Here is a 22,432-nt window from a genome sequence, read left to right as displayed (position 1 = left end):
TACAATCAGACCATATTTTGCAATTCTGCGGCCTAGCAGGCTAAACCTATGATGCGGGTATCGCTCCATCGCCTGTTATTTGTCACCATGCTGGCTGCAACCCTAGCCTGGATGCCCATTGCATAACCGAGCGATCGCAACCGTTGCAGTATGAACCACAAAAAATGGGCAACTACTATGTCTTTGGCTACGGTAGCCCAGGCAATCATTTCTACGACTTCAAACTTCGAGTAAATTAGCTAAACCATATGTGTATCAACTGCTACTACGTCTTCGGAGGGGCAAATCTCCTTTCAACGGGGGATGTTCGAAAAAGAACATGTTCGCTAAGGCAGATGAGCAGCGAGTAGAAAGCAGGATAAGGTCAAGATCCAACAAAGAATATTAGAGCTAAGAGCGCAACGATCCTGTCAGAGGCTGGCTCCTATTTTCTGTTGGCTAACTTTGTGACTAACCGACTTAACGAAAATTATTTAACAAGTATAGTCATGCTTTCAACAAAACAACCTACTGCTCAGAACAATCGCTCCTATATTCTGCTGATCTGTGGAGCGGCGGCGCTGGGTGGCTTTTTATTCGGGTTTGATACTGCGGTCATCAATGGTGCGGTTGCGGCTTTGCAAGCTCACTTTCAAGCAAATAGTGTGTTGATCGGCTTAGCAGTTTCTTTGGCACTGTTAGGTTCTGCGATCGGAGCTTTCTTTGCAGGCCAAATCTCGGATCGCTTTGGTCGAGTCCGAGTCATGATCATTGCCTCAATATTATTCACAATTAGCGCGATCGGCTCTGGCTTACCATTCGGCATTTGGGATTTTATTTTTTGGCGAGTTTTAGGTGGTGTAGCCGTTGGCGCTGCCAGTGTGATTGCCCCAGCCTATATTGCTGAAGTCTCCCCGGCACATTTACGAGGGAGAATGGGATCTTTGCAGCAGTTGGCAATTGTGGTTGGGATTTTTCTGGCTTTGCTTTCTGACTACTTTATTGCTGTTTCTGCGGGTTCTGCGACTGCCCCTTTCTGGTTCGGCATTGCTGCTTGGCGATGGATGTTTTGGACAGAAATTCCTCCCGCTATTCTGTATGGTGTAGCGGCATTAAGGATTCCAGAGTCTCCCCGTTACTTAGTGGCGCAAGGGCGAGAATCCGAAGCGGCGGCTGTCTTTGCCAAGGTAGATAGAACCATTGATGTAAGAACCAAAATCCAGGAAATTCGTGATACAGTGCTTCGCGATCGCACTGCGAAATTCTCTGATCTGTTGAGTCGTAGAGGTGGTTTAATTCCGATTGTTTGGTTGGGGATGGGATTGTCTATTTTCCAGCAGTTCGTGGGGATTAATGTCATCTTCTACTACAGCAGTGTCTTGTGGCGCTCGGTTGGGTTTAACGAGGCGAGTTCGCTCTGGATTACCGTGATCACTTCAGTCACTAACATCGTCACTACCCTAGTCGCGATCGCTTTTGTGGATAAATTTGGCCGCAAACCCCTATTGGTTTTGGGGTCCATTGGCATGACACTGACGCTAGGCGCAATGGCAACTGTCTTTAGCAATGCGGCGGTAGATCCAGCGGGCAATCCAGTACTGGCAGGCTCTCAGGGCATTATCGCGTTACTGGCCGCTAACCTATATGTGTTTTGCTTCGGCTTCTCTTGGGGGCCTGTGGTGTGGGTGCTACTGGGCGAAATGTTTAACAACCAGATTCGTGCGGTTGCCTTGGCAGCTTGTGCAACGATTCAGTGGGTAGCCAACTTTCTGGTTTCAACTACATTCCCACCCTTGCTAGAATCCTTTGGTTTGGGGACTGCGTACGCTCTCTATGCTACAGCAGCAGCCATGTCTTTCTTCTTCGTGCTCTTCCTAGTCAAAGAAACTAAGGGCATAGAACTAGAAGATATGTAATCACGCAGATACTACTCAGAGGAGCAGGCAAACGCAAGGAGATTTGAAATAATAGAAGTAGGGAACGATATGAATCGGCTCTGTCTACAACTTCACACTTTTTCGATGTCTGAGGCCAACTGATGCAACGTTTAATTGCTGGCGTATTAGTAGTTTTGGGGTTAGAGCTATCCAGTGCCGCAGCGGTTCAGGCTCAGGCTGCCATTGATAGATTGGGAACTTTTAACTTTCCCAATACCAGAGACAGTCAACCTAACTACCCCAATAGTGCCCGAGTTTATTCTAATGGTGCCATCCGTTCTCCACGAGGCCAAGTGGCCTCTCCTGCCGCAACCATTAGACACAGTGACGGGTCTACGAGTTTCTATTATCGTGATGGAACTCAGATTAGGGTAGACAAAAAGGCGATCAGCCCCGTTGGCACTCCTTTGAGGTCAAGTGTGATCAATGAAGGAATGAGAAGATAGAGTGCGATCGCTCTATGTCTCAGGTGGCGCGTTCTGAAAGCATCCGATCGAATTGCGATCGCACCTAGAGGGCGGATCAGAGAGCCCAAAGCGATCGAGCAGAATAGCCACCCCAACTGCTAGAACCGCTCCAATCGACAGACCAACGGCAAGCAAGATCAGGTAAAGGCGCTTAAAACTTTGTTGAGTAGCTCGGAGCCGTTCTTGCTTCGCCTGTTCCGCTTCTGGTGATGGAGTAGGGGGAGTAGGCGTTGGTGGGGTTGATGGGGGTGTTTTCTGGCCTGAGCCATTATTACCATTAAGATGAGAATCGGACGGGTCGGAGGGATGCTGATTCATACCTCTGTCTTGCATACTCCCTGATGCGGCATTGTCGATCACTAGCCTCAGTCTAAACCCTTTCAGCGATCGCCATAATTAAACCCATTTCACCGGATCGAGTTGATAGTAGTGTTGTAGCTGCTCGTAAAGGGCGGGATGCGTTTTTAACAATTGCTGGGGTTTTTCAAAAAATGTTTCGGTTGCCACAGCGAAGAACTCAGCAGGATTTAGAGTGCCATAGCTATCCATCACCGTTTTGGTTCCTCGTTGCACATTGTGGCAGAGTTGTTGATACTCCTGCGTCATCACCTTTGCCCAAACTGCATAATCTAGATCTTTAGGCAAAAACGGCACCCCCTCAGCGTTGCCATCCTCTTGATCTAATTGGTGAGCAAACTCATGCAGCACTACATTATGTCCATCTCGCCAATTACTTGCGTCCCGCTGCACCTGCTCCCAAGACAACACCACTTGATCACGGCTCCACGACTCCCCTAGTCGTGCTACCCGTCTTTCCTCCACCACATAGTTACCCTCGATCGCAGTTTCATTCACAAAGTAAGTGCCGGGATACACCAAGATCGATCGCAACTTCGGAAAGTATGTCCCTCGCTCGTTCAACAACAGCAAACAAGCGACTGCCGCGATCGCCAGCTTCATCTCCTCTGTGACTTGCAACCCCCCACAGCCAATAAACTGCTTCTCTTTCAGAAAGACTTGGATATGTCCCTGTAGTCGTCTCCTTTCAATCGCAGAAAGACGGGAATAAATAGGGAGATAATTCTCTACTACGGCATTCCAAAGCGGTGGAAATGGGCGTTCTTTGAGGCGATCGCGGCGTCGTTTTACCAAGAGAGGACTGGCAAAAATCCCAACCACAACCAGGCCGATCGCCAGAAGAAGAATAACTGCTGCAACCATGTACTGTCGCGATCGCTGCGAAGGCGCTTGGAATTAAGACAAATTTTCTGGGGTGCTTTGCGGCGTTCTGAAACGAGAGAAAAATCGCCACAGTTTTGCGATCGCAAATCCCAGAAATGTGATCACCACAATAATGGCAACAACTGGCAAAGTGATCGCTAAAATCGAGAGCGCGATCGCTATTACTAATTCCACTGTCGCTACGATTGGATTCGCTAAACCACCAGAAGTTGCAGTTGAGGTAGCTCGTAACAGATTCGTCAGGCTTTTGGTGATGCCTGCCGCTCCTCCTCCCGCTACCAGCGCTAAGGTCCATTGCGCTACTGGGTTTAGATCTGGAGCCAGTGAAGCTGTGACGATTGTACCTGCCAAGATTGCCGCTGGGGTTGCCACTACATCTAAAAGATGGTCAAACCAGGGGATGTAGTAGCCACCCACTTCTAGAGTTGAGGCGATCGCAAACACAGCTAAAGCCTGGGGACTTTCAATCCAGTCGAAGTCAGTGGGTAAGTTGGCATGACCCAGCACAGCCGCAGCACTGAGCGTCAGGAGTGGCACAAAGACTCGGAAGCCAGAAGCTGCACTCAAGCTCACGCCTAATAAGATCTCGATTAAAGTGTTGAAATTCAAGAGCTGATCCACACGCTCCTCCCCTATTGCTGTATCTAGCCCCTAAATTTAGGATAACGGTTGCCCCATATCCCTAGCCTGAGTCTAAGGGTGGTTATCAGGACCATCTAGCTTTTAGGAAAGTGAATGTGAGCTTGTGTATCTATAAAGTCGGTAGAATCAGACCTCGTTTTAGAGATTCTTCCCGCTACTTGGGGATAACTACAGCCAAGGAGATGCTCACCTAACTTCTATGCTAGAACCTGAACAAGTTCTCCACATTCGCCAAGGCACACCAACTGAAGCGCACTACCGACTGAAACAAAAACTAGGGCAAACGGCTGGACGGCAAACTTGGCTGGCAGAAGATTTAGCAGCGCAGCCTCCAGAACCAGTAGTGATCAAGCTCTTGGCATTTGGCGACCAAGTGCAGTGGGATGACCTAAAGTTGTTTGAGCGCGAAGCTCAGGTGTTGCGGCAACTCAAGCACTCGCAAATTCCCAAGTACCGCGATTATTTTTCCATTGACGATCGCCTGCTTTGGTTTGGACTGGTGCAAGAGCATATTGCTGGCGCTTCCCTGAAGCAACTGATCGCTGAAGGTCAACATTTCAGCGAGCGGCAAGTGCGGCAGATGGCAGCGAATCTGCTGCATTTATTGATTTATCTTCACGAACTCAGCCCTTCGGTATTACACCGTGACATCAAGCCCAGCAATTTGATTTTGGGCAAAGATAATTACATCTACCTAATTGATTTTGGTGCGGTTCAAGATAAAGCTGCGGCTGAAGGTAGCACGTTTACAGTTGTGGGAACTTACGGGTATGCCCCGATGGAGCAGTTTGGGGGCCGAGCTGTTGCCGCTTCTGACCTGTACGCGCTGGGAGCAACCCTAATTCACCTCCTCACAGGGGTATCCCCAGCAGAGTTACCTCAGAAAGATCTGCAAATTCAGTTTGCCGATCGCGTCAGCTTAGACCCTGACTTTGTCTGGTGGGTGGCTAAACTGGTACAGCCTGACGTAGCGAAACGGTTTCAAACGGCCCGACAAGCGCTAGAAGCTTTGCGATCGCTAGAAGCCAGTAAAGCCTCACCGCTCTCGACTTCCTCCCAACAGCCTGACCCATCTCGTGAGCGATCGCCAGCACTTCAAAGAGAGCGATCGCTGGTGCCTCATTTTGATACTCGAATTCAGTTGCATCAAACTGCTGATGAGTTGCTGATTCAAGTCCCAGGCGCAAACCCCTGGAATTTGCTCTACTTAATTCCGGTTGCCATTGGGCTAGCGATCTTCGGTCAGATATGGGCACCTGTGATGGCTAGTATGAGCTGGCAGTTTGGCAATACTCTCTTTTTCTTCTTACCAATCGTGCTGCTAGTTGCTGCTTCGACCTATTGGGATTTTCTACCAACTTATGTGCAATTTACTCCAGAGAAATTTGCAATTTATAAATCTCCCTTTGGCTTCTCCTTGACGATGATTCAAGGCTCAAATGCAGAGATTCACAATATTTTTCATACCCTGAGAGCCTTCCGGGCGGGCAAGCAAACTTATGAAAAAAGGGTGGTCACGATCCAGACCTACAGTAGCGAAAGTTTCTTTGCTAAAGGATTTAGTTGGGATGAATGCAACTGGCTGGTGAAGGTGATTAAAGAATGGTTACGGATGACTTAATCCAGCTGACTCTTCACAATTTGTTAATGATCTTGTTTAGCATTTTGCTGTTATCCTACCTCTTCCTCAGGGCAGAATAGAAGTGTAAAGCTCGACACATTTTACTCTCGATAAAAACATCACGCGATTGCCCATCCCGCTTACTGTCGAGAGCCCCCCTCAACTCCCACATTCTGCCCGAAGGAAGGACAGCAAAATGGTTCAAAGTCTCAATACCACTGGTGTTAGCAAATTCACAGCAGCGGATTTAGATCGATTTGCCGAAGTGCTTAATCGAGATGGAATTTGTGTCATTCCCGGACTCTTCGATCGCGAGTTGGTCCAAGAGTGGGCAGCAGCATTTGATGCACTCTTTCGGGAGCGTCAACAGCGGCCCGGTGGGTTAGCCCCTCGTGAGAAAAACCGTTATTATTTGACTCTGCCTTGGGTGCAACCCTTCGCTAATACGGAAGTATTTGCCAACCCCACGATTTTGGGTGTGCTCGATCGGGTCTTTTTTCAGGAATACCGCTTGGTGCAACTAGGGGCCGATACGCCCTTCCAAGACTCGGAATACCAAGAACTGCACCGGGATTTCCGTCCCCTCTTTACTGATCAGATCGTTACGCCACTCTATGCTCTAGCAGTTAACTTTCCCCTAGTCGAAGTGACGGAAGACAACGGCCCCTTCCAAATGGCACGCGGCACTCATGTCATGCCTCGCGAAGAAGCATTGGTGAAGATTAGAGCGGGTGAGATTCCCGTCGAGTCTTTCCCCATGCAACTGGGTGATGTAATCATCCGATCGCCTTTGGCAATCCACCGAGGTTCGCCCAATATCACCGCTCAGCCCCGACCAATGGTGGTAATGGGTTATGTGATGCACTGGTTGCATACTCCGGTGATGGATCTCACAGTTCAGAAAGATTATTACGAGAGCCTACCGCAGCACCTCCAAGAAATGTTGCGCTGCAACGTGGTAGACCAGTTACCAGAGAATAAGACTGAAACTTACATCAATTTCAAGTACTAAAGCTTAATCCCAGAAGCTTACTCCAGATAGAGGATGATTGAACGGCGATCGCTAACGATCAAAGTTCCATCCTCTATTTTTTTGCTGCTTCATTTCCTGGTGATGAGGATGGATTGCAGTGCAAGGAGTGATGATGACTCAATCTGAAGCGAGACCCGGAGCCAGCCCAGAAACAGGTACTGAAACCAGAACCTACACCAATCCAGTTTATCCAGATTATTTCGCCGATCCGTATGTTTGGCAGCATCAAGGTATTTACTACGCGATCGGCACAGGGCCAGCAGAAGCCGCCGGAGAAGTAGAGGAAGCTGGGCAGAGACGAGTTTTTCCGCTGTTGCGCTCTAATGACCTGATTAACTGGGAATTTGTGCAAAACGCCTTGGTACGGCCTGACCCCAGTTTAGGAGATAATTTCTGGGCACCGGAGGTCGCTTACTGCGACGGCACTTTCTATCTCTATTACTCGGTGGGGCATGAAGATAAAAACCACCAGTTACGAGTTGCTACCAGCCAAGATCCGCTAGGCGCATATCAAGATGTGGGCGAACCGTTGTTAGATCCGCAGTCCTGCCCGTTCGCGATCGACCCCCACGCCTTCCGTGATGACGATGGTCAATGGTACTTATTCTATGCCCAAGACTTTTTAGACACTAACGAAACTACTCGTGCTGGCACTGCCCTAATGGTCGATCGCTTGGAAAGCATGACCAAACTAGCAGGTGAAGGCAAAGTCGTCTTGCGGGCCAGATCCGATTGGCAAAGATTTCTCACCGATCGCCCCATGTATGGCGGCATCTACGATTGGCATACTCTAGAAGGCCCTTGTGTCCGGAAGTATGGCGATCGCTACTATTGCTTCTACAGTGGCGGACGCTGGGAAACGGATAGCTACGGGGTGGATTATGGCGTAGCAAACCACGTGATGGGGCCGTACTCAGATGCGGGAAATGAAGCAGGCCCAAGGGTTTTGCGATCGCATCCCGGTTACGTCCTCGGTCCGGGTCATAACTCAATTACGGTCGGTCCAGATGGCAAAACAGACTACATCGTTTATCACGCCTGGGATACAGGCATGGAAGCTCGACGCATGTGCATCGACCCCATCCACTGGAGTCCAGATGGGCCGCGTTGTCCTGGTCCTAGTTGGACACCGCAAAACATTGTATTAGGCTCGAAGTAATCTCAGCCTAAGTTGTGGTTTGGGGGTTGCGTTCTGCATATAGGTAGTCGCAGTAAAGTGCCCAAGCGGCACCAGAGAGAGCGGCTAGAGATCCAGCGATCGCGGCAGTCGCTCCCCAACCTAGAGGGCCGAGCCAATTGGTAAATTCTTTCAAAATCGCGGTGCTGCCTTTCGCCACAATGTACGCAACGCCAGTTGCAGCCACGGTCACTAGTCCCACCTGGGTCAGCATTTCCATCAAATTGCTGTGGGACAAATCCTCTTCAAAATAAATCTTCCAAATTCTGGTGTACATCAGCACGTCGGAAGTGCTGAGTAGCACTTGTTTTGGTAGTTCTCCGCCGAAAGTCGGCACCGCCACTGCTGCACCGCTGCCCACGGCGTAACCCGCGATCGCCAGGGCTACATCCAACCGCTTTTTCTCTAGGTTGCTCACGCTATTCTCTCCTTGGGGTTGTCTTAGAAGACCACCAGTAATTTTGGCGGTTCTGCGAGCTATCCTAGCTTGAGACCCTAATTCCTCCTCACCCAGACTCGCCTTGAACCCGATAGCTGCCCCTCTTGCCGATCGCTTGCGCCCCCGCACTTTAGATGAATTTGTCGGGCAGGAGCATATTGTTGGCCCCGGACGACTGCTGCGACGCGCCATTCAAGCCGATCAGCTTGCCTCTGTGATTTTTTCTGGGCCACCCGGTACAGGCAAAACGACGCTGGCACGGGTGATCGCCAACAGCACTCAGGGGCACTTCATTTCGATTAATGCTGTTCTGGCAGGGGTGAAAGAAATTCGCGCAGCGGTCGAAACGGCTCAAGAACGGCGCGATCGCCACAATCAACGAACCATTTTGTTTGTGGATGAAGTGCATCGATTCAACAAGTCGCAACAAGATGCGCTGCTGCCGTGGGTGGAAAATGGCACCGTAATTTTAATTGGAGCCACCACAGAAAATCCTTACTTTGAAGTCAACAAAGCTCTTGTCAGCCGTTCTCGGATTTTTCAGCTCAAGTCCCTCACTGCGGCTGATTTAGTTGGAGTTGTGTACCAAGCTCTGACAGATGCCGAACGAGGCTATGGCGATCGCTCCATTCAAATCGATCCAGAAGCGTTAGACCATCTTGTGAATGTGGCGAACGGAGATGCGCGAAGTCTCCTGAATGCGTTGGAACTTGCGGTTGAAACCACAACTCCTACTCCTACGGGCACAATTCACATTGATCTCGCAGTTGCCGAAGAGTCGATTCAGCAGCGAGCGGTTTTATATGACAAAGAGGGAGACGCCCACTTTGATATCATCAGCGCCTTCATCAAAAGTCTGCGGGGCAGTGATCCAGATGCAGCGCTATATTGGCTGGCTCGCATGGTCTACGCCGGAGAAGATCCGCGATTTATCTTTCGCCGAATGTTGATTTTGGCAAGTGAAGATGTAGGGCTCGCAGATCCGGAGGCTGTCGCTAGAGTCAATGCCTGTGCCGCCACATTCGATCGCGTGGGCATGCCCGAAGGTCGTTACCCGTTAGCCCAAGCTGCTTTGTATTTGGCAACCGCCCCAAAATCTAACAGTGTGATGGGCTTTTTTGATGCCTTGGCTGCCGTGGAGCGAGAACGCGAAGCAGATGTGCCCTCCCATCTCAAAGATGCTAATCGAGATAAACATAGTTTTGGGCATGGAGCCAACTACCTTTATCCTCATGCCTACCGCGATCATTGGGTGGCGCAGCAATATCTACCAACGGCGCTGCAAGGCCAAGTCTTTTACCAACCTTCAGAGCAAGGGTTTGAAGCGGGCATCCGCACCCAAGTCGAGCGTCGTCGGGAAGCCCAACTGGCTGCGATCGCCGAAGGCTTAGATGTAACGGCTCCAGAAATTCTCACCTACAGCCCCACCAATAAAGCTCAAGAACGTTGGCTACAACGCACGCTATCTCAAACCGGAGAACGCTTGGCACAGGTCCGCGATCGCCTGTTTGAAATGGCTCAACCCCAGCGGCATCACACAATCCTAGAACTCAATGGTGGCAACGGTTTACTCACTTGGGAAGCACTGCGCCGAGTCCCAGAAGGTGGTGTCTACGTACAGGTGCCAACCTCAACAGACGTAGAACGCTTACAAGCTCAAGCAGAAGCTTTACCAGAGTTGCTACGACCGACAATTCTGCAAGGCCCTGTGCAACAGCTACCCGCTTTATTAACGGCTCAGGCACCCGACATCCGGTTCGATCATATTGTGGGCCGCAACGTCTTAATGGCAGCAGTAGATAGACCTGGCCTAATTCGCATTTGCGTATCTCTCTTACAATCCGGAGGCCAAATCACATTGGCGGAAACAATGCCACGCCATAGCCAACGATTGTATCGATTGCTAGACCCAGCTCACGTTGAGCCTGATCTGTATCAACGATTAGTAATTGCTGAAGAAGCCATCTACGCAGACACAAGCGATCCTAAGATCAGTTGGGACCACACAGACCTAAAGCTTGACTTTGAGCAAGCAGGATGTAGGGCTCAAACCGAGACAGTTCAAACAATTGCGGAAATGTATATCTCTGCCGCTTTAATCGAGCGATGGTTTGCGATTGCAGCTTATCCGCCTACCTATGCCAATCACCTCAGCCATTACCTGTCAGAATTAGAGATAAATTGGGTCAGCAAGCTGTTTCAGCGCTACTTACAAGAGAAAACTGTATCCTGGGTAAGCACAATTGCGTTTGTGCAGGCAGAGAAATCGCTTACTTGAAAGGCCTTTGGCGATCTAAACCGTTGTACATCATGGTCATCATGGGATCGGCCTCAGAGCGAGAGTTGGACTGATAGCGCTCTGCTTTAATGAATTTTTGGCTCAACATGAGACCCAGGAGCAAAGCCACCAACTGCAATTGCCAGGGTGCCAGAATAAGACCAAAAAGGACGCCTGTAATGGCTGCAACCGCTGATAAAATAGCGATCTCATCGCAGGATCGTTCGTAGATGAAAAATGCAGTAATTGCAATTCCCAAAGGAGCTAAGAACAACCAAGACATAGTCAATACGTTGTAAACACTGCTAGTTAAGATGACTTAACTATTGAATCAAGTTAGCATAATATTTGTTAATCTCTCTCCGTACAACGAAATAAGTTTCAAGGTAGAAGCGGTCTAGAAACTCAAAACTCGCTCTCAGTCTGGAGGAAGGGCTTGTCGGCTTTACTGAACACCAAGAGCAACAATAACCCTTGTACTACTAAAAAATTTGTTACAAGGAAAAATGTCGCTTCCTCAATAGGTAGCCCAAATAAATGCAGCCCAGTGGTATACACCTCTGATATGCTCCAAATGCCTTGGCCAATGGCAATGCGATCGGCTATCCAGAGGTACAGAGTGGGGACTAAAGTGGCGGTGAGCCAAAGACGTTTGCGAACCCAAAGCTGTGCTCCGCCCACCAACCATTGCAAGGCTAGGATCGGGCTAGCCCACACCAAAATCAGCCCCAGATAAACGCCAAAATCGCGTTGTAGTAACCAACCACCCGCGAGACCTAAACCTGCCCAGATAATCGTTCCTCCTATATTGGCTGCGAGAGAGGATTTGACTTCGCCGGATTCCTCGGTATGAGCTAACAACCGATATAGCCATAACCCGGTCAGAATCGGCTGTAGCACAAAAAATAAATACTCTTCGATGGGGACATATCCAACAGTACCTATTACGCGATCGCGCCCGTAGTGCCACACATCGCGCCAAATTAGATAATTGTCCCAAGGTGTCGTGTAAATAAACGCTACAGCAGCAATCAAGAGCAGAGAGAGCCCAGCTTTACGACCTCCCACGCCTGCTAGAGGTTGCGGTTGCTGCAAGGCGAGTAACAAAATGGGCGGCAAGATAAAAATCAGGTGAAACAGTGAGTAAGTCATTTTTATGAAGTTATTTTTAAGGATTAGTCAGGCTCATAATAATTTTTAACCAGGGGTATCAGCAATAAATTCCAGCGGTAGAGCAAGCGTTCTATTAACGAATGCATTACCGAGTTTATTGCTGAGTTCCGGTCCTACATTAAGCGTGAAATGTTCTAGCAGCATCCTTCCAGAGGCTTGAATCGAATCAAATATCACTAGTTAAAATAAATTGCCAGTCGCTTTGCATCCCATGACTCACAACACTAGCGGTTGCACTAGGATATACTTCGAGCCTTGACAGTTCTGTGGCTAGAGCATCTTCTGTAGGAGCACAAAACATATGAGTGTATCCAGGTTGGGGAACTGCGATCGCTCCTACTTTGCCTACTCCCCACTGCACATGGAGTAGAGGCAATATTTGGCCTGTGCTCTGCAATCGCAGATCTTTTACTCCTTGGAGGGAGAGATAAGTAATAGGTCCACGATGCTTATTTAGTATTGGCTCTAGCTTCTGCATAGTCATGGCATCACAGCTATAGATACCAAGTGTCGTTGCCCGACAAAAAGCAATTTGATCAAATCGCTCTAGAACGCGAACCCAGCGACTGGCACTGCCATCTTCGGTATTCATGGAGATGGTGTATCCCGCAACACAATTTGGCAAACCATCCGCGATCGCATGGCTAAGAATTCGCATCGAAAGCTGCTGTCTTTGGTAAAGGGGATTAACTTTCAAGTCACACAGATACCAAGCTGGCTGCAAAGCTTCTGCCCGCCAAGTTTTTACCTGTCGTAAAACTCCTGCTCCCACAGCCGCTACGCGATCGCCATCCAGCGCCACATAGTAATTGACAGATCCTAAGCGGTCAAAAAAGGCGAAGTAATCCGATCCGTGGTCTAACTGAAAAAAGTCATCTCCCAAAGGGTAACTAGCCATCTGCTCAATGGCAGCGATACCAGGTTGCCACCGTAATCGCTCTTCTAAGCTCAGGCGATGGAACTTCATAGCCGCACTCCTGCAACCACTTCTCGATAAAAGTAGGAGCGATCGCTAGCGCCTAACTGAGCACTTAGCTGCCGATCAACTGCAACATGCTCGGCCATCGTTGCCGTCAAATCATGATCACCATTCAGACGCCTGCCCAGCAATATCCCGCCTGTTCGTAAACTTGCTGCCGCTGTAGCCAGCATTTGGTGTAGATCAGAAATGGGCATCCAATCAGAAATATTGGAGAATTGAATCAAATCGTAAGCATCCTGCTGAACCAGCCTTGATAAAACTTCTGTAAACGGCCCTAGATGCAGTGCTAACCGTGAAGTACCTAACTGACGAATTGATTCTTGCACCGCAGCTTGGAGATAAGGCGGCACGCCATCCGAGCCAACCGCATAGCGATCGCGCCATACCTGCGTCAAAAAGTAATTTTGATTGGGTGCAAATCGTTGTAAAGCTTGAGCAAACACATCCGCAAAGTGCTCACTAAAACTCCGATCCATAGAATAGCTCACCGCTGCGGGGCCAAAAGTTTGCATCAGTTTGTCTCGCTCGAATACAGCTGCAAACACGGCTGACCAGTGGGGATGAGCCATTGCTGCTTGAGGGTTATGAAGCGGGTCTATTCCCAGTTCAGTAAAGCGAGTTGCTAGCTCCCTAAAGAGTTGCTCAAACTTGCCAATTCGATTCACTCCAAAAGCGATCTGGTCCAGACGAGCATCCCAAAAGAGACGAGTTGATTCAGGGAGGTGAGTCTGTAAGCGTTGGTATAGTTGGAAGCGATCGCCCGCTTCTGCCCCTAGTTCAGATCTCCCTGCGGCATCAAAAAACTCAAGAGAGTCAGATGCTGCCCCTAACAACCGCCACTGCTCTGGTAGAGAGAGATGTAATAAAGCTGTCAGTTTGAGCGTGACTAAATGCAGTTGAGCAGGGTTAAGATCGACCGCATCAATCTGCGCGATCGCGGGATGGGCTAACAAACTCAGCGCTGTACAGCCTCCAGAAGCAACCAACAAGATCCGTAATGGCCGTTCCTGCTGTTTCGCCAGTCGCTCCACCAGTTGCCATTCAGTCAAAGGATCTTCTCGGACTTGGGAGAAAGCAATTTCAGAGGGAGGGCAGCAAATCGGCATATAGGCTCCAAAAATAATGTGCCCCTAATAGCAAGGCTTGAGCTAGAGACAGACGAGATCGAGCGTCTTGCCAACCAGGGCTCGCTAGTTGCAATAAGTCATGAGCATGTTCAGTATCTAGCTTTTCATGTACGGCATAGTGCGATTGGCTACCTGGCGCAACCCATGCTCGCTGGGTCAGGGTTCGAGCGATCGCAGCACTAATGCCCACATACAGATATTCGATCATCCCTAGCATCGCTGCTCCTACCTCCGCAGGTTGGGTAAGACAGTAGTTCAGGATAGCCTGATTGAAAGCTAAAACAGAGGTAGGGCAGGGCTTTGTCAATCCAGTGCTAGTAGCTCCCAATGCCTGGAGATACTGCTGGAATGTGTATTTGTGAGACCGCCAGCGATCGCCATGCCCATGCTCTTCAGCTACATTCTCTACGATCGCCAATCGCATTTCTAAACTGGGAATCCTAGCCAAGACGGCTGCTAGCGCCTGAGAGAAGGACTCTACAGCAAATCGGAACGGCAATTGGCTATTGCAGAAAGCCTCTCGACTAGTCGCGGGGGCTATCATCCAGCAGAAATAGGGATGATGTGGAAAATCATATGCGGCTGCAACCTGGGCAACAGCAGCATCTAACGTGGTGAACTGGATCAGATCTTCACAAACCAATGTGGGTGAGGGTAGCACCAGGGGAAATAGCGTTGGCAGTTTGGTCGGCAGCTCTAGCATGACTGCTTTTCTCCTTGCGTTACCAGCGCTACGCTACCCACAGAAGTCCGGCGAATACTAGCAACCACAAACTCGCGAACAAAAGCGAAATATGAAGGGAGATAAGGTGCACCGCGAGATTCTAGTTCTGCTTGCAGCTCTTTGTGGAGTTGAGGAAGATGATACCAAGGGACAGCGGGATACAAATGATGTTCTAAGTGATAGTTTTCATTGCACATAAAGAAGCGGGTAACAGGATTAGTTAGAAGCGTTCTCGTGCCTCGGATTAAGTCAGTTTCATGTTCTAGCAGAGTATGTTGGCTCATGCCTCGAATATTAACCATCCCATTGATCAACAACATGGGTATGAGCCAGCCATGTACCAGGAGCGATCGCGGGATAGGAGAAAGTGCCACACCTGCAATCAGCAGTCCGAGCAATAGAACTTCTAACCCAATCCACAGGCGATCGCGACGATTTCCCTGCCAAAACCCCAACAGAGGAATTGCGACAATATAAACGGGATAACCCACTAATAAACGTCCCCAGTGCATCAAGAAGACTAACCAACTCCAATGGGTGTAGTTCTTGTAGTGGTCAGGATCGCCTTGAGCACCCAAGTGCTTGTGATGTTTGAGGTGCAATACCTTGTAGGCTGCATAGTTCTGCAAAACTGGCATCGCACAAACCATACTTAGCCCCCGATTCCAATGGGGATGAGGAGACAGTACACTATGCACCCCTTCATGGGTAAACAAACTGATGCCATGCAGAGCAGCAGCGGCCAGAATGTAGAGTGGCACACAGGCCCAGAGGCACCAAAAGCCGCCCCAATAAGTCGCCAAAACCCAAGCTGCAGCCGCAGCAAAGCTATAGAGGCCCATAAAGACTCCTAAACGGCTATGGTGTGCTGCTTCTAGAAGATGCAGCGATCGCAGCAGATCGAGAGGAATTTTAGGACGGTCGCGATCGCTCAACGGACTCTCTACCGTCAGTTCTGTAAAAGTTAATTTAGGTACTAATGACTCGACGGTCATAGAAAAGTCACATAAAGGAGTGGATTGATTTCTACTATGGCTGTCTTGATAAGTTTTCTCTCACTTGCATGTGTAGGTTCATAGACTGAACAGCGGACAGAGGCGATCGCAGTCTCAGCCTAGAACCATCAACTTCAGGGTTCTCTGCCAGCAGCAGGTTTGTCGTAAGATAGTCATTGGTGTATGTGAAACCAAAAGCCGCTTGAACAGCAACTCGACCATTCTTCAGCAAGCTGCCTTGGCAGTGCTTGAGCGCTCTCATCAGCGTCCCACTCCTGAACAGGTGGTTCAGGCACTGTTAGATGTAGAAAAAGCGAACAGGCACCAAAAAATCCGTTATTCCTTGAACGATATTACGGGTGACTGGCGGCTTTGCTTCATCACAGGTACTCGCAAAACTCGGCAACGGGCTGGAGTCGTGCTAGGAGCAGGCCGCTATGTGCCATCTTTGATCACGATCTCTCTAGCTTATGCCGCATCCCCTTTAGCTGCATCTCCTTCAACTGCGACAGATAACGCGTCCTACAGTGCATCTTTTGAGACAGGTAACGTCACCAACCGAGTTCAACTGGGTCAGCTTCAAATGGCACTGTCAGGCCCAACTAAGCTGTTGAGCAAAAACAACATCTTGGCGTTTGACTTCACAAGAATCACTTTGCAACTGTCTAAATTCTCCCTATATCAAGGTACAGTTCGCGGTGGGGAAACCAGTGAAGCTAAGTTCTATGCGGCGAGTGTGGGGGTGGAGAAGCAAGCTTTTTTCAACTACTTCTTAGTGCAAGAAGATATCATTGCAGCCAGAGGTCGAGGTGGGGGACTGGCTCTGTGGGGGCGGCAAACATGAAGTCCTCTTTCATTACTTTTCTGTTGCTACTCGTGTTGTTACTCTTCCCTGTTTCACCAGTAGAGGCAAAATCGTTTTGTCGTTTGCTTAGCGATCGCACCATCTGTATTCTTAGCATCCAACGCAGTGCCAAGAATTACTGGGAATACAGAGCTGCTGTGAGTGTTGATGGAGTGGCTAGACCCACTGAAGTATATAACTGCCGCGATCGCCTGCGAGTTCGTCAAGATGGAAAAGTAGTGCCATTTAAGCCGGAAAGGGTAGGAGAAGTAATCTGTAATCTCATGCAACGATGAGAATGGAATCAGCGACATGAGGCGTGTAGGAGCACAATCAATGAACGACCAATTTTTGCTATCTGCCAATCACTGGCAAGATTGGGCGACAGTACTAGGTTACTTAGCTTTTACTCTCTTCATCGTCTGGCGTGTGCTTAGTCCTCGGTAGCCAGCGATCGCTTTCATGCGTTTTGCTCAGCAGGTACGGGATTCCCATCCCTTCTACGCTAATCCACCCTGTTTCTCAACTTAAAGGAAATATAGACTGGGAGAGCATTCAGTTTGGTGAAGCGATTCTCGTCTCTGTCCTATCACTCAAGTTACTAACCCACGTTGCTCCAGGAACTTTCCCATGCCTACCAGAGAAGACATCTTACAGAACTTTAATCCCAATGATATTGGCCTCGACAACGGTAACTTGTTGGGTCTCCCTTTCAACTACGAATCTGCCCAAACCATCGTATTTGGTGTGCCCTGGGAAGTGACGGTCTCGTATGGTGCGGGTACAGCCGCAGGCCCTCAGCGCGTCCTAGAAGCTTCTCGCCAACTAGATATCTACGATTTTGATCATCCAGAGGGTTGGCAGCAGGGCATCTTTATGGCTCCAATTCCAGAACATATTCAGCAGAAAAATGAGAGTCTACGGCAGGATGCCACTCGCATCATTGCCCACATGGAACAAGGAAGGCAGATTGAAGCTGATCCAGACTTGGCAGACCTACTGCAAACCGTGAATCAGGAATGTGAAGCGGTAAACCAATGGCTCTTTGAGCAAGCTAAAGCAGCAATGGCGCAAGGAAAGCAGGTCGCAGTGATTGGCGGCGATCACAGCGTTCCCTTGGGCTGCATTCAAGCTTTGGCTGAGCGTTATTCAGAGTTTGGCATCCTCCACATTGATGCTCATGCTGATTTGCGCCAAGCCTATGAAGGGTTTCAGTACTCTCATGCCTCCATTATGTTTAATGCCTTAAAAGTGCCTCAAGTCTCAAAGCTGGTTCAAGTAGGGATTCGTGACTTCTGCCATGATGAAGTCAGTTTAATTCAGCAGTCAGGCGGGCGAGTCTCCACCTACTACGACCCTCTACTGAAGCAAAAGCTTTATGCAGGCGTGCCTTGGCTAGAACTCTGCAAGCAAATGGTGGCCGAGCTTCCCCAACATGTTTACATTAGCTTTGATGCTGATGGCTTAGACCCCAAACTTTGTCCTCATACCGGAACTCCAGTGCCCGGTGGCCTGGAATTGGAACAGGCGTTTTGCTTGTTCCGTGAAGTGGTCAATAGCAGTCGAAAAATTATTGGTTTTGATGTGTGTGAAGTGGGTGATGACGAATGGGATGGCAATGTTGGGGCTAGAGCTGTTTATAAGCTTTGTAACTTGATGGCTTTATCACGATCTGCTTTAGCTACCTCAGTGTGGGCTTAATGGCAGTTGGTCAAGAAGTTTAACTGATTGAGCATACTAAGGCAAGCTTTGATTTTGCCACCTATTTTGAACCAGGGGGGGCGGGGTTGCCTTTCTAGACAGGATAAACCCCGACACCTGTTCAAGCATTGAAAAGGATTGTTGTAGCAAAGAATATGCAATCCAAAGGCCCACTCAGCGAGAGGGCACAGTGAGGTTTTGCCAGTCAACTTTACCAGCATGGACTTTGACCGTCTCAATAGGGATATCCTCGGGAAGTAATGTCGTGAGAACCTCATCATTTAGAGATGTCAAGACAGCTAATCGATTCGCTTGTTGCTCGATGCTTTTCTCAAACAGATTACGCGCGACTCTAGCATTGCCAAACGTTGAGTTTCGGTTCGCATAAAGCTCTGCAAACATCGTTTGTAGTTTATCTCGCGTGGAAGGAGTCAAGTGAAAATGACTTTTGCTACACATCTTTTCAAAGATGGCAAGCAGTTCCTCCGGTTTATAGTGGTTGAAGTAAAAATAGCGATTGAAACGAGATTTCAAGCCAGGATTAGATTCAATAAAAGTGGTCATTTCGTCGGTGTAGCCTGCCACAATAATCACTAGGCGATCGCGGTAGTCTTCCATGCGTTTCAGTAAAATATCGATCGCTTCTTGACCAAAATCACGTCCTGCTTCTTTAGGAACTAGGGCATAAGCCTCATCAATAAATAGAACGCCATCTAATGCCGAGTTAATTAATTCATCTACTTTCTGAGCCGTTTGGCCGACATAACCTGCGACTAAACCTGTGCGATCGGTTTCTATCAAGTGTCCTTTTTTCAGAAATCCTAGACCGTGATAAATCCGCCCCATCAATCGCGCCACGGTAGTTTTGCCCGTTCCTGGTGGCCCACAAAACACGGCATGGAGTGACACTGAAGTTTGGGCTAAACCCCGCTCAGCTCGGACTTTCTGGATTTTGAGAAAGTTGGTCAGGGTTTTCACTTCTTCTTTAATATTTTCCATTCCAGTCAAATCATTGAGTTCCGCTAGCGCTTGCTCTAAAATCTCTTCTGGCTGCTCTGGGGCGGGAGTTGCAGCAGCTTGTGGCGCTACTCCAGAGTTTGTACCAGGATTTGATGTGGGATTTGGTGTTGCATGAGCAATCTCAGAGACAGCTTGTAATCCTGCTTGATAACTCTCTAGTTTCTGATAGGAATGCAGCAGTTGCCAAATCAGAGACAAAGATTCCAAATCTTGTAAATCCACCGTGTCATCTGCTTTGATGATGGCTTGGGCAAATTTGTAGATGGCATTGATCACATCTCCTAGATAATTGGTGCCTTTTTCCTCATCTAGTTGATTCAAAATTGAGGGTAATATCAACTGCTCAGGTTTTTGGTCTTTGGTGAAATCTAAAAGAAGCTGCAACGTGATTTTTTGATACTGCAACTGCACTTCCGAGGAAGCTTCCCAAAGATTAACAGCAGCATTGAGTTTCTCAGCATCTTGCTTAACCAGAGCATAAACCACTAGATAGGCCATTAATTCAGCAGAGCTTAACTTGCCAGTGCTACGGCCACAGAGCTGCACAATTTTGGCTAAATCTATCAAGATGGCATCCGCAAATCTAGCATCTACGCTTAGCACTGGCGAGAGCGACTTATAGAGCAGATTTGCTTCTTTTCGCAGCAGTCGGAAATTCACAAAGTGTTTGAAATCCACAAAAGGCTCCTCTGTTGGCGATCGCGGGGCAGCTAGCAACGCTTCATGCTGCTGAATTTTAATCTGTTTGCCTTTGGGCGTCAGCTTCACTAGGAACGAATATCGCTCAGTTTTGAATTCGCTCACCATTAAATCTCACCCGGTTGGATGATCTATTTGGGTCGTGACGCCATCTAACAATCTTGCCTATTCTAGATGCATCAGTTAATCATTCAACCTAATTCAGCGAATATTCATCCTTAGGAGGCACTTATGCTACATCATCTTTCTGTTTCCGTTAAAAATCCTCAGCACGTTGCTAGCGTCTTAGCAGAAGTTCTCCAGGGTCGGATGATGCCATTCCCTCCTAACCCTGGCAGCTACATTGTCTTCGCCGCTGATGAATTCGGGACTGGAATTGAGCTGTATCCTTTGGGCAGTGAACTAATTCCCGATGCCTGGGAAGGGCAGGCAGGCTTCCAAATCAACGAACAGCAGTCTTCTCAGTACACCCCTGTCCATGCTGCTTTTTCTGTATCCCTCAGCTTAGAAGAGATCGAACGCATTGGTGAGCGGGAAAGCTGGCGGGTGCTTCCAGCCAACCGAGATGGCTTGTTTGACGTGGTTGAGTTTTGGGTAGAAAACCGCTTGATGCTGGAATTCTTCACACCTGCGATGGCCCAAAAGTATATGAATGTCTTTAGCCCAGCAGGCATTGAACAGGCTGCCCAGCAATTTGTCACGACCGCAGAAGCCCGCCGATAATAAATTTTCCTCAGGCGATCGCCTCTCGATAAAAGTTTTGCATCTCTGTAAACCACTGCTGGCGCGAGTCATCCCAACTATAAAACATATGTCCACCTTGGAAATGTTTTAGCGTCAAGTTGGGGCGGATCTCAGGGTCGAGCTTCATGAGATCCGCTAGGTGATTGGAGGCAAAGTAGGGAGTCACCAGATCAAAAAATCCGTGGGTGATATACACCTGCATATAAGGATTCAGTGTCATTCCTATCCGCAAATCATCCACTGCACCAATAAATCCTTGTTTTAATTCTCCTTTGAGATCAAACTGCCAAGCCTTAAAGGTTTCCATATTCAGGAGGTGGTAGGTCAAATCTGTTTCCAGACCCAAGGTATCGCGCAAGTGGCTGTTGATTGCTCCTGTAAACAGGCGATCGAGTCCATCCAGCGTCGGGTCAATCCCTTGATAAACGGTGCGATCGGGGAAGGGATCGATCGCGGTGATTGAGGCATCATACAACCCCACAATCCGCTGGCGATCGCGCAACAGTTCTCTCGAAAAAACTTCAATATCAACCCGCCCAGCCTGTCTCTCCACCAAAGACAGCGGCAACCCAATCAAATTTGCGATCTGTTGATAGGCTGATTGGCGCTCCTCAGAAGTTAGCGCATCTCCCATCGCTAACAGCGGAATCAGCGTCCTACGGGCAAAGAGTTCGGCTGCGACCATATGGGCAGATAGATCTCCGGGATCTCCAGCCCACTGAGCGTGTCCATGATGAGCTGCTGCCGCGGCCAGGGAGGGTAGCAATGTGGCCCAGGAAGTGAGGTTGTAATCATTTCCACCCAGCAAGCTGAATTCTAAGGCGGGAGAGATTAAAATCGCTCCGGAAAGACCAATACCAAACTCCTGTTGGAGCTTGCGAGCCAACTTAGCAACCCGGAAGCCACCATAACTTTCCCCTGCAATAAAGATAGGAGATAACCAGCGTTTGTGGCGCGAGAGAAATCTTTGGATAAACTCTCCCAATGCCTTTAAATCCCGCTCCACTTCCCAGAACTCTACTTCCTTGGGTTTCTCTGCTTCCGTGCTGCTAGGTGTCTCACTCGATTTGTCCTGCTTGTCTTTGTTAGCTGGCAAACTACGGCTAAATCCCGTTCCGATCGGATCAATAAACACCAAATCTGTAAAACTGAGCCAACTTTCGAGGTTGTCGACCAATCGCACCGGAGGTTTCGGCAAGCCACCATTGGCATCAAAATAGATCCGTTTTGGCCCTAGCGCACCCATGTGGAGATAGGCAGAAGCAGCCCCAGGCCCACCATTAAACACAAAAGTTAGGGGACGAGTGGTTGCTTCATCTGTTTCAGCTAGATAGGCAACGTGGAACATTTCTGCCACAGGCTTCTCTTGGTCAAACAGCGTTTGCCACTCCGCTGAGGCGGTATAGCGAATCCGGCGATCGCTCAGCGTCAGGGCATGCTCGGTGATACTGGATTTGCGAGCGACGGGGGAATTAGGGGTGTCAGACATAAGTTCAGGTTGGGCAACAGCTTAGATAGAGGTAGTTCTTAAACTAACATTCAGAATAATTCCTGAAAATCGGCAATCATCACTGCCTCAAGTATCAAGAGAAAGATCAGACTAACCCA

General features: G+C 48.8%; 23 protein-coding genes. 10 read left to right on the top strand and 13 right to left on the bottom strand.

The window, feature by feature from the left end; genetic code table 11:
* Positions 1 to 32 precede the first annotated feature (32 nt).
* Positions 33 to 209, bottom strand: coding sequence for a hypothetical protein (locus H6F68_RS15415; RefSeq protein WP_190560281.1), 177 nt, complete (start codon positions 207 to 209; stop codon positions 33 to 35).
* Positions 210 to 488: 279 nt separating this feature from the next.
* On the opposite strand from H6F68_RS15415, the gene H6F68_RS15410 reads away from it, so the two are divergent.
* Both H6F68_RS15410 and H6F68_RS15405 read left to right on the top strand, forming a co-directional pair.
* Positions 489 to 1,895, top strand: coding sequence for a sugar porter family MFS transporter (locus H6F68_RS15410; protein WP_190440129.1), 1,407 nt, complete (start codon positions 489 to 491; stop codon positions 1,893 to 1,895).
* Between the two features lie 122 nt (positions 1,896 to 2,017).
* The gene (locus H6F68_RS15405; RefSeq protein WP_190440127.1) at positions 2,018 to 2,362 is read left to right on the top strand and encodes a hypothetical protein; all 345 of its coding nucleotides are present in this window, start codon (positions 2,018 to 2,020) and stop codon (positions 2,360 to 2,362) included.
* Positions 2,363 to 2,374: 12 nt separating this feature from the next.
* Here the strand turns inward: H6F68_RS15405 and H6F68_RS15400 are convergent, their stop codons facing one another.
* The 3 genes from H6F68_RS15400 to H6F68_RS15390 all read right to left on the bottom strand — a co-directional run bounded on the left by H6F68_RS15400 (position 2,375) and on the right by H6F68_RS15390 (position 4,246).
* Positions 2,375 to 2,701 (bottom strand): hypothetical protein, encoded by a 327-nt coding sequence (locus tag H6F68_RS15400; protein WP_190560279.1) that lies wholly within the window; start codon positions 2,699 to 2,701, stop codon positions 2,375 to 2,377.
* Positions 2,702 to 2,779: 78 nt separating this feature from the next.
* Positions 2,780 to 3,604, bottom strand: coding sequence for a zinc-dependent peptidase (locus H6F68_RS15395; protein WP_190560277.1), 825 nt, complete (start codon positions 3,602 to 3,604; stop codon positions 2,780 to 2,782).
* A gap of 33 nt (positions 3,605 to 3,637) precedes the next feature.
* Positions 3,638 to 4,246, bottom strand: a complete 609-nt coding sequence (locus tag H6F68_RS15390; RefSeq protein WP_190560275.1) for a DUF4126 domain-containing protein — start codon at positions 4,244 to 4,246, stop codon at positions 3,638 to 3,640.
* A gap of 220 nt (positions 4,247 to 4,466) precedes the next feature.
* Here H6F68_RS15390 and H6F68_RS15385 point away from each other — a divergent pair, with 220 nt between their 5' ends.
* The 3 genes from H6F68_RS15385 (at position 4,467) to H6F68_RS15375 (ending at position 8,080) form a co-directional block, all read left to right on the top strand.
* Positions 4,467 to 5,888 carry a serine/threonine-protein kinase gene (locus H6F68_RS15385; RefSeq protein WP_190560273.1) on the top strand — a complete coding sequence of 474 codons (1,422 nt, stop codon included), beginning with the start codon at positions 4,467 to 4,469 and terminating at the stop codon, positions 5,886 to 5,888.
* Positions 5,889 to 6,084: 196 nt separating this feature from the next.
* A complete protein-coding gene (locus tag H6F68_RS15380) occupies positions 6,085 to 6,900 on the top strand; it encodes a phytanoyl-CoA dioxygenase family protein (RefSeq protein WP_190560271.1) in 816 nt (271 codons plus the stop codon).
* 130 nt (positions 6,901 to 7,030) lie between these two features.
* Entirely contained in the window at positions 7,031 to 8,080 is a 1,050-nt protein-coding gene (locus tag H6F68_RS15375) for a glycoside hydrolase family 43 protein (protein ID WP_199300108.1), read from the top strand.
* Positions 8,081 to 8,087: 7 nt separating this feature from the next.
* Here the strand turns inward: H6F68_RS15375 and H6F68_RS15370 are convergent, their stop codons facing one another.
* The gene (locus H6F68_RS15370) at positions 8,088 to 8,516 is read right to left on the bottom strand and encodes a hypothetical protein (RefSeq protein WP_190560269.1); all 429 of its coding nucleotides are present in this window, start codon (positions 8,514 to 8,516) and stop codon (positions 8,088 to 8,090) included.
* Positions 8,517 to 8,619: 103 nt separating this feature from the next.
* Here H6F68_RS15370 and H6F68_RS15365 point away from each other — a divergent pair, with 103 nt between their 5' ends.
* Positions 8,620 to 10,815 (top strand): AAA family ATPase, encoded by a 2,196-nt coding sequence (locus H6F68_RS15365; protein WP_190560267.1) that lies wholly within the window; start codon positions 8,620 to 8,622, stop codon positions 10,813 to 10,815.
* On the opposite strand, the gene H6F68_RS15360 is transcribed toward H6F68_RS15365, so the two are convergent.
* The 6 genes from H6F68_RS15360 to H6F68_RS15335 all read right to left on the bottom strand — a co-directional run bounded on the left by H6F68_RS15360 (position 10,808) and on the right by H6F68_RS15335 (position 15,816).
* Positions 10,808 to 11,098: a hypothetical protein gene (locus H6F68_RS15360; RefSeq protein ID WP_190440107.1), complete on the bottom strand. Its 291-nt coding sequence runs from the start codon at positions 11,096 to 11,098 to the stop codon at positions 10,808 to 10,810. The two genes, H6F68_RS15365 and H6F68_RS15360, sit on opposite strands and share 8 nt — an antisense overlap.
* Positions 11,099 to 11,220: 122 nt before the next feature.
* Positions 11,221 to 11,967, bottom strand: coding sequence for a lycopene cyclase domain-containing protein (locus H6F68_RS15355; protein WP_190560265.1), 747 nt, complete (start codon positions 11,965 to 11,967; stop codon positions 11,221 to 11,223).
* A 187-nt stretch (positions 11,968 to 12,154) separates the two neighbouring features.
* A complete protein-coding gene (locus H6F68_RS15350; protein WP_190560263.1) occupies positions 12,155 to 12,955 on the bottom strand; it encodes a hypothetical protein in 801 nt (266 codons plus the stop codon).
* On the bottom strand, positions 12,952 to 14,076 hold the full coding sequence (locus tag H6F68_RS15345) for a DUF3419 family protein (RefSeq protein WP_190560261.1): 1,125 nt from the start codon (positions 14,074 to 14,076) through the stop codon (positions 12,952 to 12,954). The genes H6F68_RS15350 and H6F68_RS15345 overlap by 4 nt, the downstream gene beginning before the upstream one ends.
* A complete protein-coding gene (locus H6F68_RS15340) occupies positions 14,051 to 14,800 on the bottom strand; it encodes an iron-containing redox enzyme family protein (RefSeq protein WP_190560259.1) in 750 nt (249 codons plus the stop codon). The genes H6F68_RS15345 and H6F68_RS15340 overlap by 26 nt, the downstream gene beginning before the upstream one ends.
* A complete protein-coding gene (locus H6F68_RS15335) occupies positions 14,794 to 15,816 on the bottom strand; it encodes a fatty acid desaturase (protein WP_190560257.1) in 1,023 nt (340 codons plus the stop codon). The genes H6F68_RS15340 and H6F68_RS15335 overlap by 7 nt, the downstream gene beginning before the upstream one ends.
* A gap of 202 nt (positions 15,817 to 16,018) precedes the next feature.
* On the opposite strand from H6F68_RS15335, the gene H6F68_RS15330 reads away from it, so the two are divergent.
* The 3 genes from H6F68_RS15330 (at position 16,019) to H6F68_RS15320 (ending at position 18,361) form a co-directional block, all read left to right on the top strand.
* Positions 16,019 to 16,660: a hypothetical protein gene (locus H6F68_RS15330; protein WP_242065524.1), complete on the top strand. Its 642-nt coding sequence runs from the start codon at positions 16,019 to 16,021 to the stop codon at positions 16,658 to 16,660.
* The gene (locus H6F68_RS15325) at positions 16,657 to 16,956 is read left to right on the top strand and encodes a hypothetical protein (protein WP_190560255.1); all 300 of its coding nucleotides are present in this window, start codon (positions 16,657 to 16,659) and stop codon (positions 16,954 to 16,956) included. Before H6F68_RS15330 ends, H6F68_RS15325 begins: the two co-directional genes overlap by 4 nt.
* A 334-nt stretch (positions 16,957 to 17,290) precedes the next feature.
* A complete protein-coding gene (locus H6F68_RS15320) occupies positions 17,291 to 18,361 on the top strand; it encodes an agmatinase family protein (protein ID WP_190560253.1) in 1,071 nt (356 codons plus the stop codon).
* Positions 18,362 to 18,535: 174 nt separating this feature from the next.
* On the opposite strand, the gene H6F68_RS28495 is transcribed toward H6F68_RS15320, so the two are convergent.
* Positions 18,536 to 20,188: an AAA family ATPase gene (locus H6F68_RS28495; RefSeq protein WP_199300107.1), complete on the bottom strand. Its 1,653-nt coding sequence runs from the start codon at positions 20,186 to 20,188 to the stop codon at positions 18,536 to 18,538.
* Between the two features lie 123 nt (positions 20,189 to 20,311).
* On the opposite strand from H6F68_RS28495, the gene H6F68_RS15310 reads away from it, so the two are divergent.
* Positions 20,312 to 20,803: a hypothetical protein gene (locus H6F68_RS15310; RefSeq protein WP_190560251.1), complete on the top strand. Its 492-nt coding sequence runs from the start codon at positions 20,312 to 20,314 to the stop codon at positions 20,801 to 20,803.
* 10 nt (positions 20,804 to 20,813) lie between these two features.
* Here the strand turns inward: H6F68_RS15310 and H6F68_RS15305 are convergent, their stop codons facing one another.
* The gene (locus tag H6F68_RS15305) at positions 20,814 to 22,313 is read right to left on the bottom strand and encodes a S10 family peptidase (protein ID WP_190560250.1); all 1,500 of its coding nucleotides are present in this window, start codon (positions 22,311 to 22,313) and stop codon (positions 20,814 to 20,816) included.
* Positions 22,314 to 22,432: the final 119 nt, after the last annotated feature.

The sequence above is a fragment of the Trichocoleus sp. FACHB-262 genome, from assembly GCF_014696035.1.
Lineage (GTDB): Bacteria > Cyanobacteriota > Cyanobacteriia > FACHB-46 > FACHB-46 > Trichocoleus.
This window is presented reverse-complemented; position numbering and strand designations above follow the sequence as displayed.

Excerpts from the sequence above, each read along its gene's own strand:
- H6F68_RS15415 (WP_190560281.1), bottom strand. The coding sequence starts at position 209 with ATGATTGCCTGGGCTACCGTAGCCAAAGACATAGTAGTTGCCCATTTT.
- H6F68_RS15410 (WP_190440129.1), top strand. The coding sequence starts at position 489 with ATGCTTTCAACAAAACAACCTACTGCTCAGAACAATCGCTCCTATATT.
- H6F68_RS15405 (WP_190440127.1), top strand. The coding sequence starts at position 2,018 with ATGCAACGTTTAATTGCTGGCGTATTAGTAGTTTTGGGGTTAGAGCTA.
- H6F68_RS15400 (WP_190560279.1), bottom strand. The coding sequence starts at position 2,701 with ATGAATCAGCATCCCTCCGACCCGTCCGATTCTCATCTTAATGGTAAT.
- H6F68_RS15395 (WP_190560277.1), bottom strand. The coding sequence starts at position 3,604 with ATGGTTGCAGCAGTTATTCTTCTTCTGGCGATCGGCCTGGTTGTGGTT.
- H6F68_RS15385 (WP_190560273.1), top strand. The coding sequence starts at position 4,467 with ATGCTAGAACCTGAACAAGTTCTCCACATTCGCCAAGGCACACCAACT.
- H6F68_RS15380 (WP_190560271.1), top strand. The coding sequence starts at position 6,085 with ATGGTTCAAAGTCTCAATACCACTGGTGTTAGCAAATTCACAGCAGCG.
- H6F68_RS15375 (WP_199300108.1), top strand. The coding sequence starts at position 7,031 with ATGATGACTCAATCTGAAGCGAGACCCGGAGCCAGCCCAGAAACAGGT.
- H6F68_RS15360 (WP_190440107.1), bottom strand. The coding sequence starts at position 11,098 with ATGTCTTGGTTGTTCTTAGCTCCTTTGGGAATTGCAATTACTGCATTT.
- H6F68_RS15355 (WP_190560265.1), bottom strand. The coding sequence starts at position 11,967 with ATGACTTACTCACTGTTTCACCTGATTTTTATCTTGCCGCCCATTTTG.
- H6F68_RS15350 (WP_190560263.1), bottom strand. The coding sequence starts at position 12,955 with ATGAAGTTCCATCGCCTGAGCTTAGAAGAGCGATTACGGTGGCAACCT.
- H6F68_RS15345 (WP_190560261.1), bottom strand. The coding sequence starts at position 14,076 with ATGCCGATTTGCTGCCCTCCCTCTGAAATTGCTTTCTCCCAAGTCCGA.
- H6F68_RS15340 (WP_190560259.1), bottom strand. The coding sequence starts at position 14,800 with ATGCTAGAGCTGCCGACCAAACTGCCAACGCTATTTCCCCTGGTGCTA.
- H6F68_RS15335 (WP_190560257.1), bottom strand. The coding sequence starts at position 15,816 with ATGACCGTCGAGTCATTAGTACCTAAATTAACTTTTACAGAACTGACG.
- H6F68_RS15325 (WP_190560255.1), top strand. The coding sequence starts at position 16,657 with ATGAAGTCCTCTTTCATTACTTTTCTGTTGCTACTCGTGTTGTTACTC.
- H6F68_RS15320 (WP_190560253.1), top strand. The coding sequence starts at position 17,291 with ATGCCTACCAGAGAAGACATCTTACAGAACTTTAATCCCAATGATATT.
- H6F68_RS28495 (WP_199300107.1), bottom strand. The coding sequence starts at position 20,188 with ATGGTGAGCGAATTCAAAACTGAGCGATATTCGTTCCTAGTGAAGCTG.
- H6F68_RS15310 (WP_190560251.1), top strand. The coding sequence starts at position 20,312 with ATGCTACATCATCTTTCTGTTTCCGTTAAAAATCCTCAGCACGTTGCT.
- H6F68_RS15305 (WP_190560250.1), bottom strand. The coding sequence starts at position 22,313 with ATGTCTGACACCCCTAATTCCCCCGTCGCTCGCAAATCCAGTATCACC.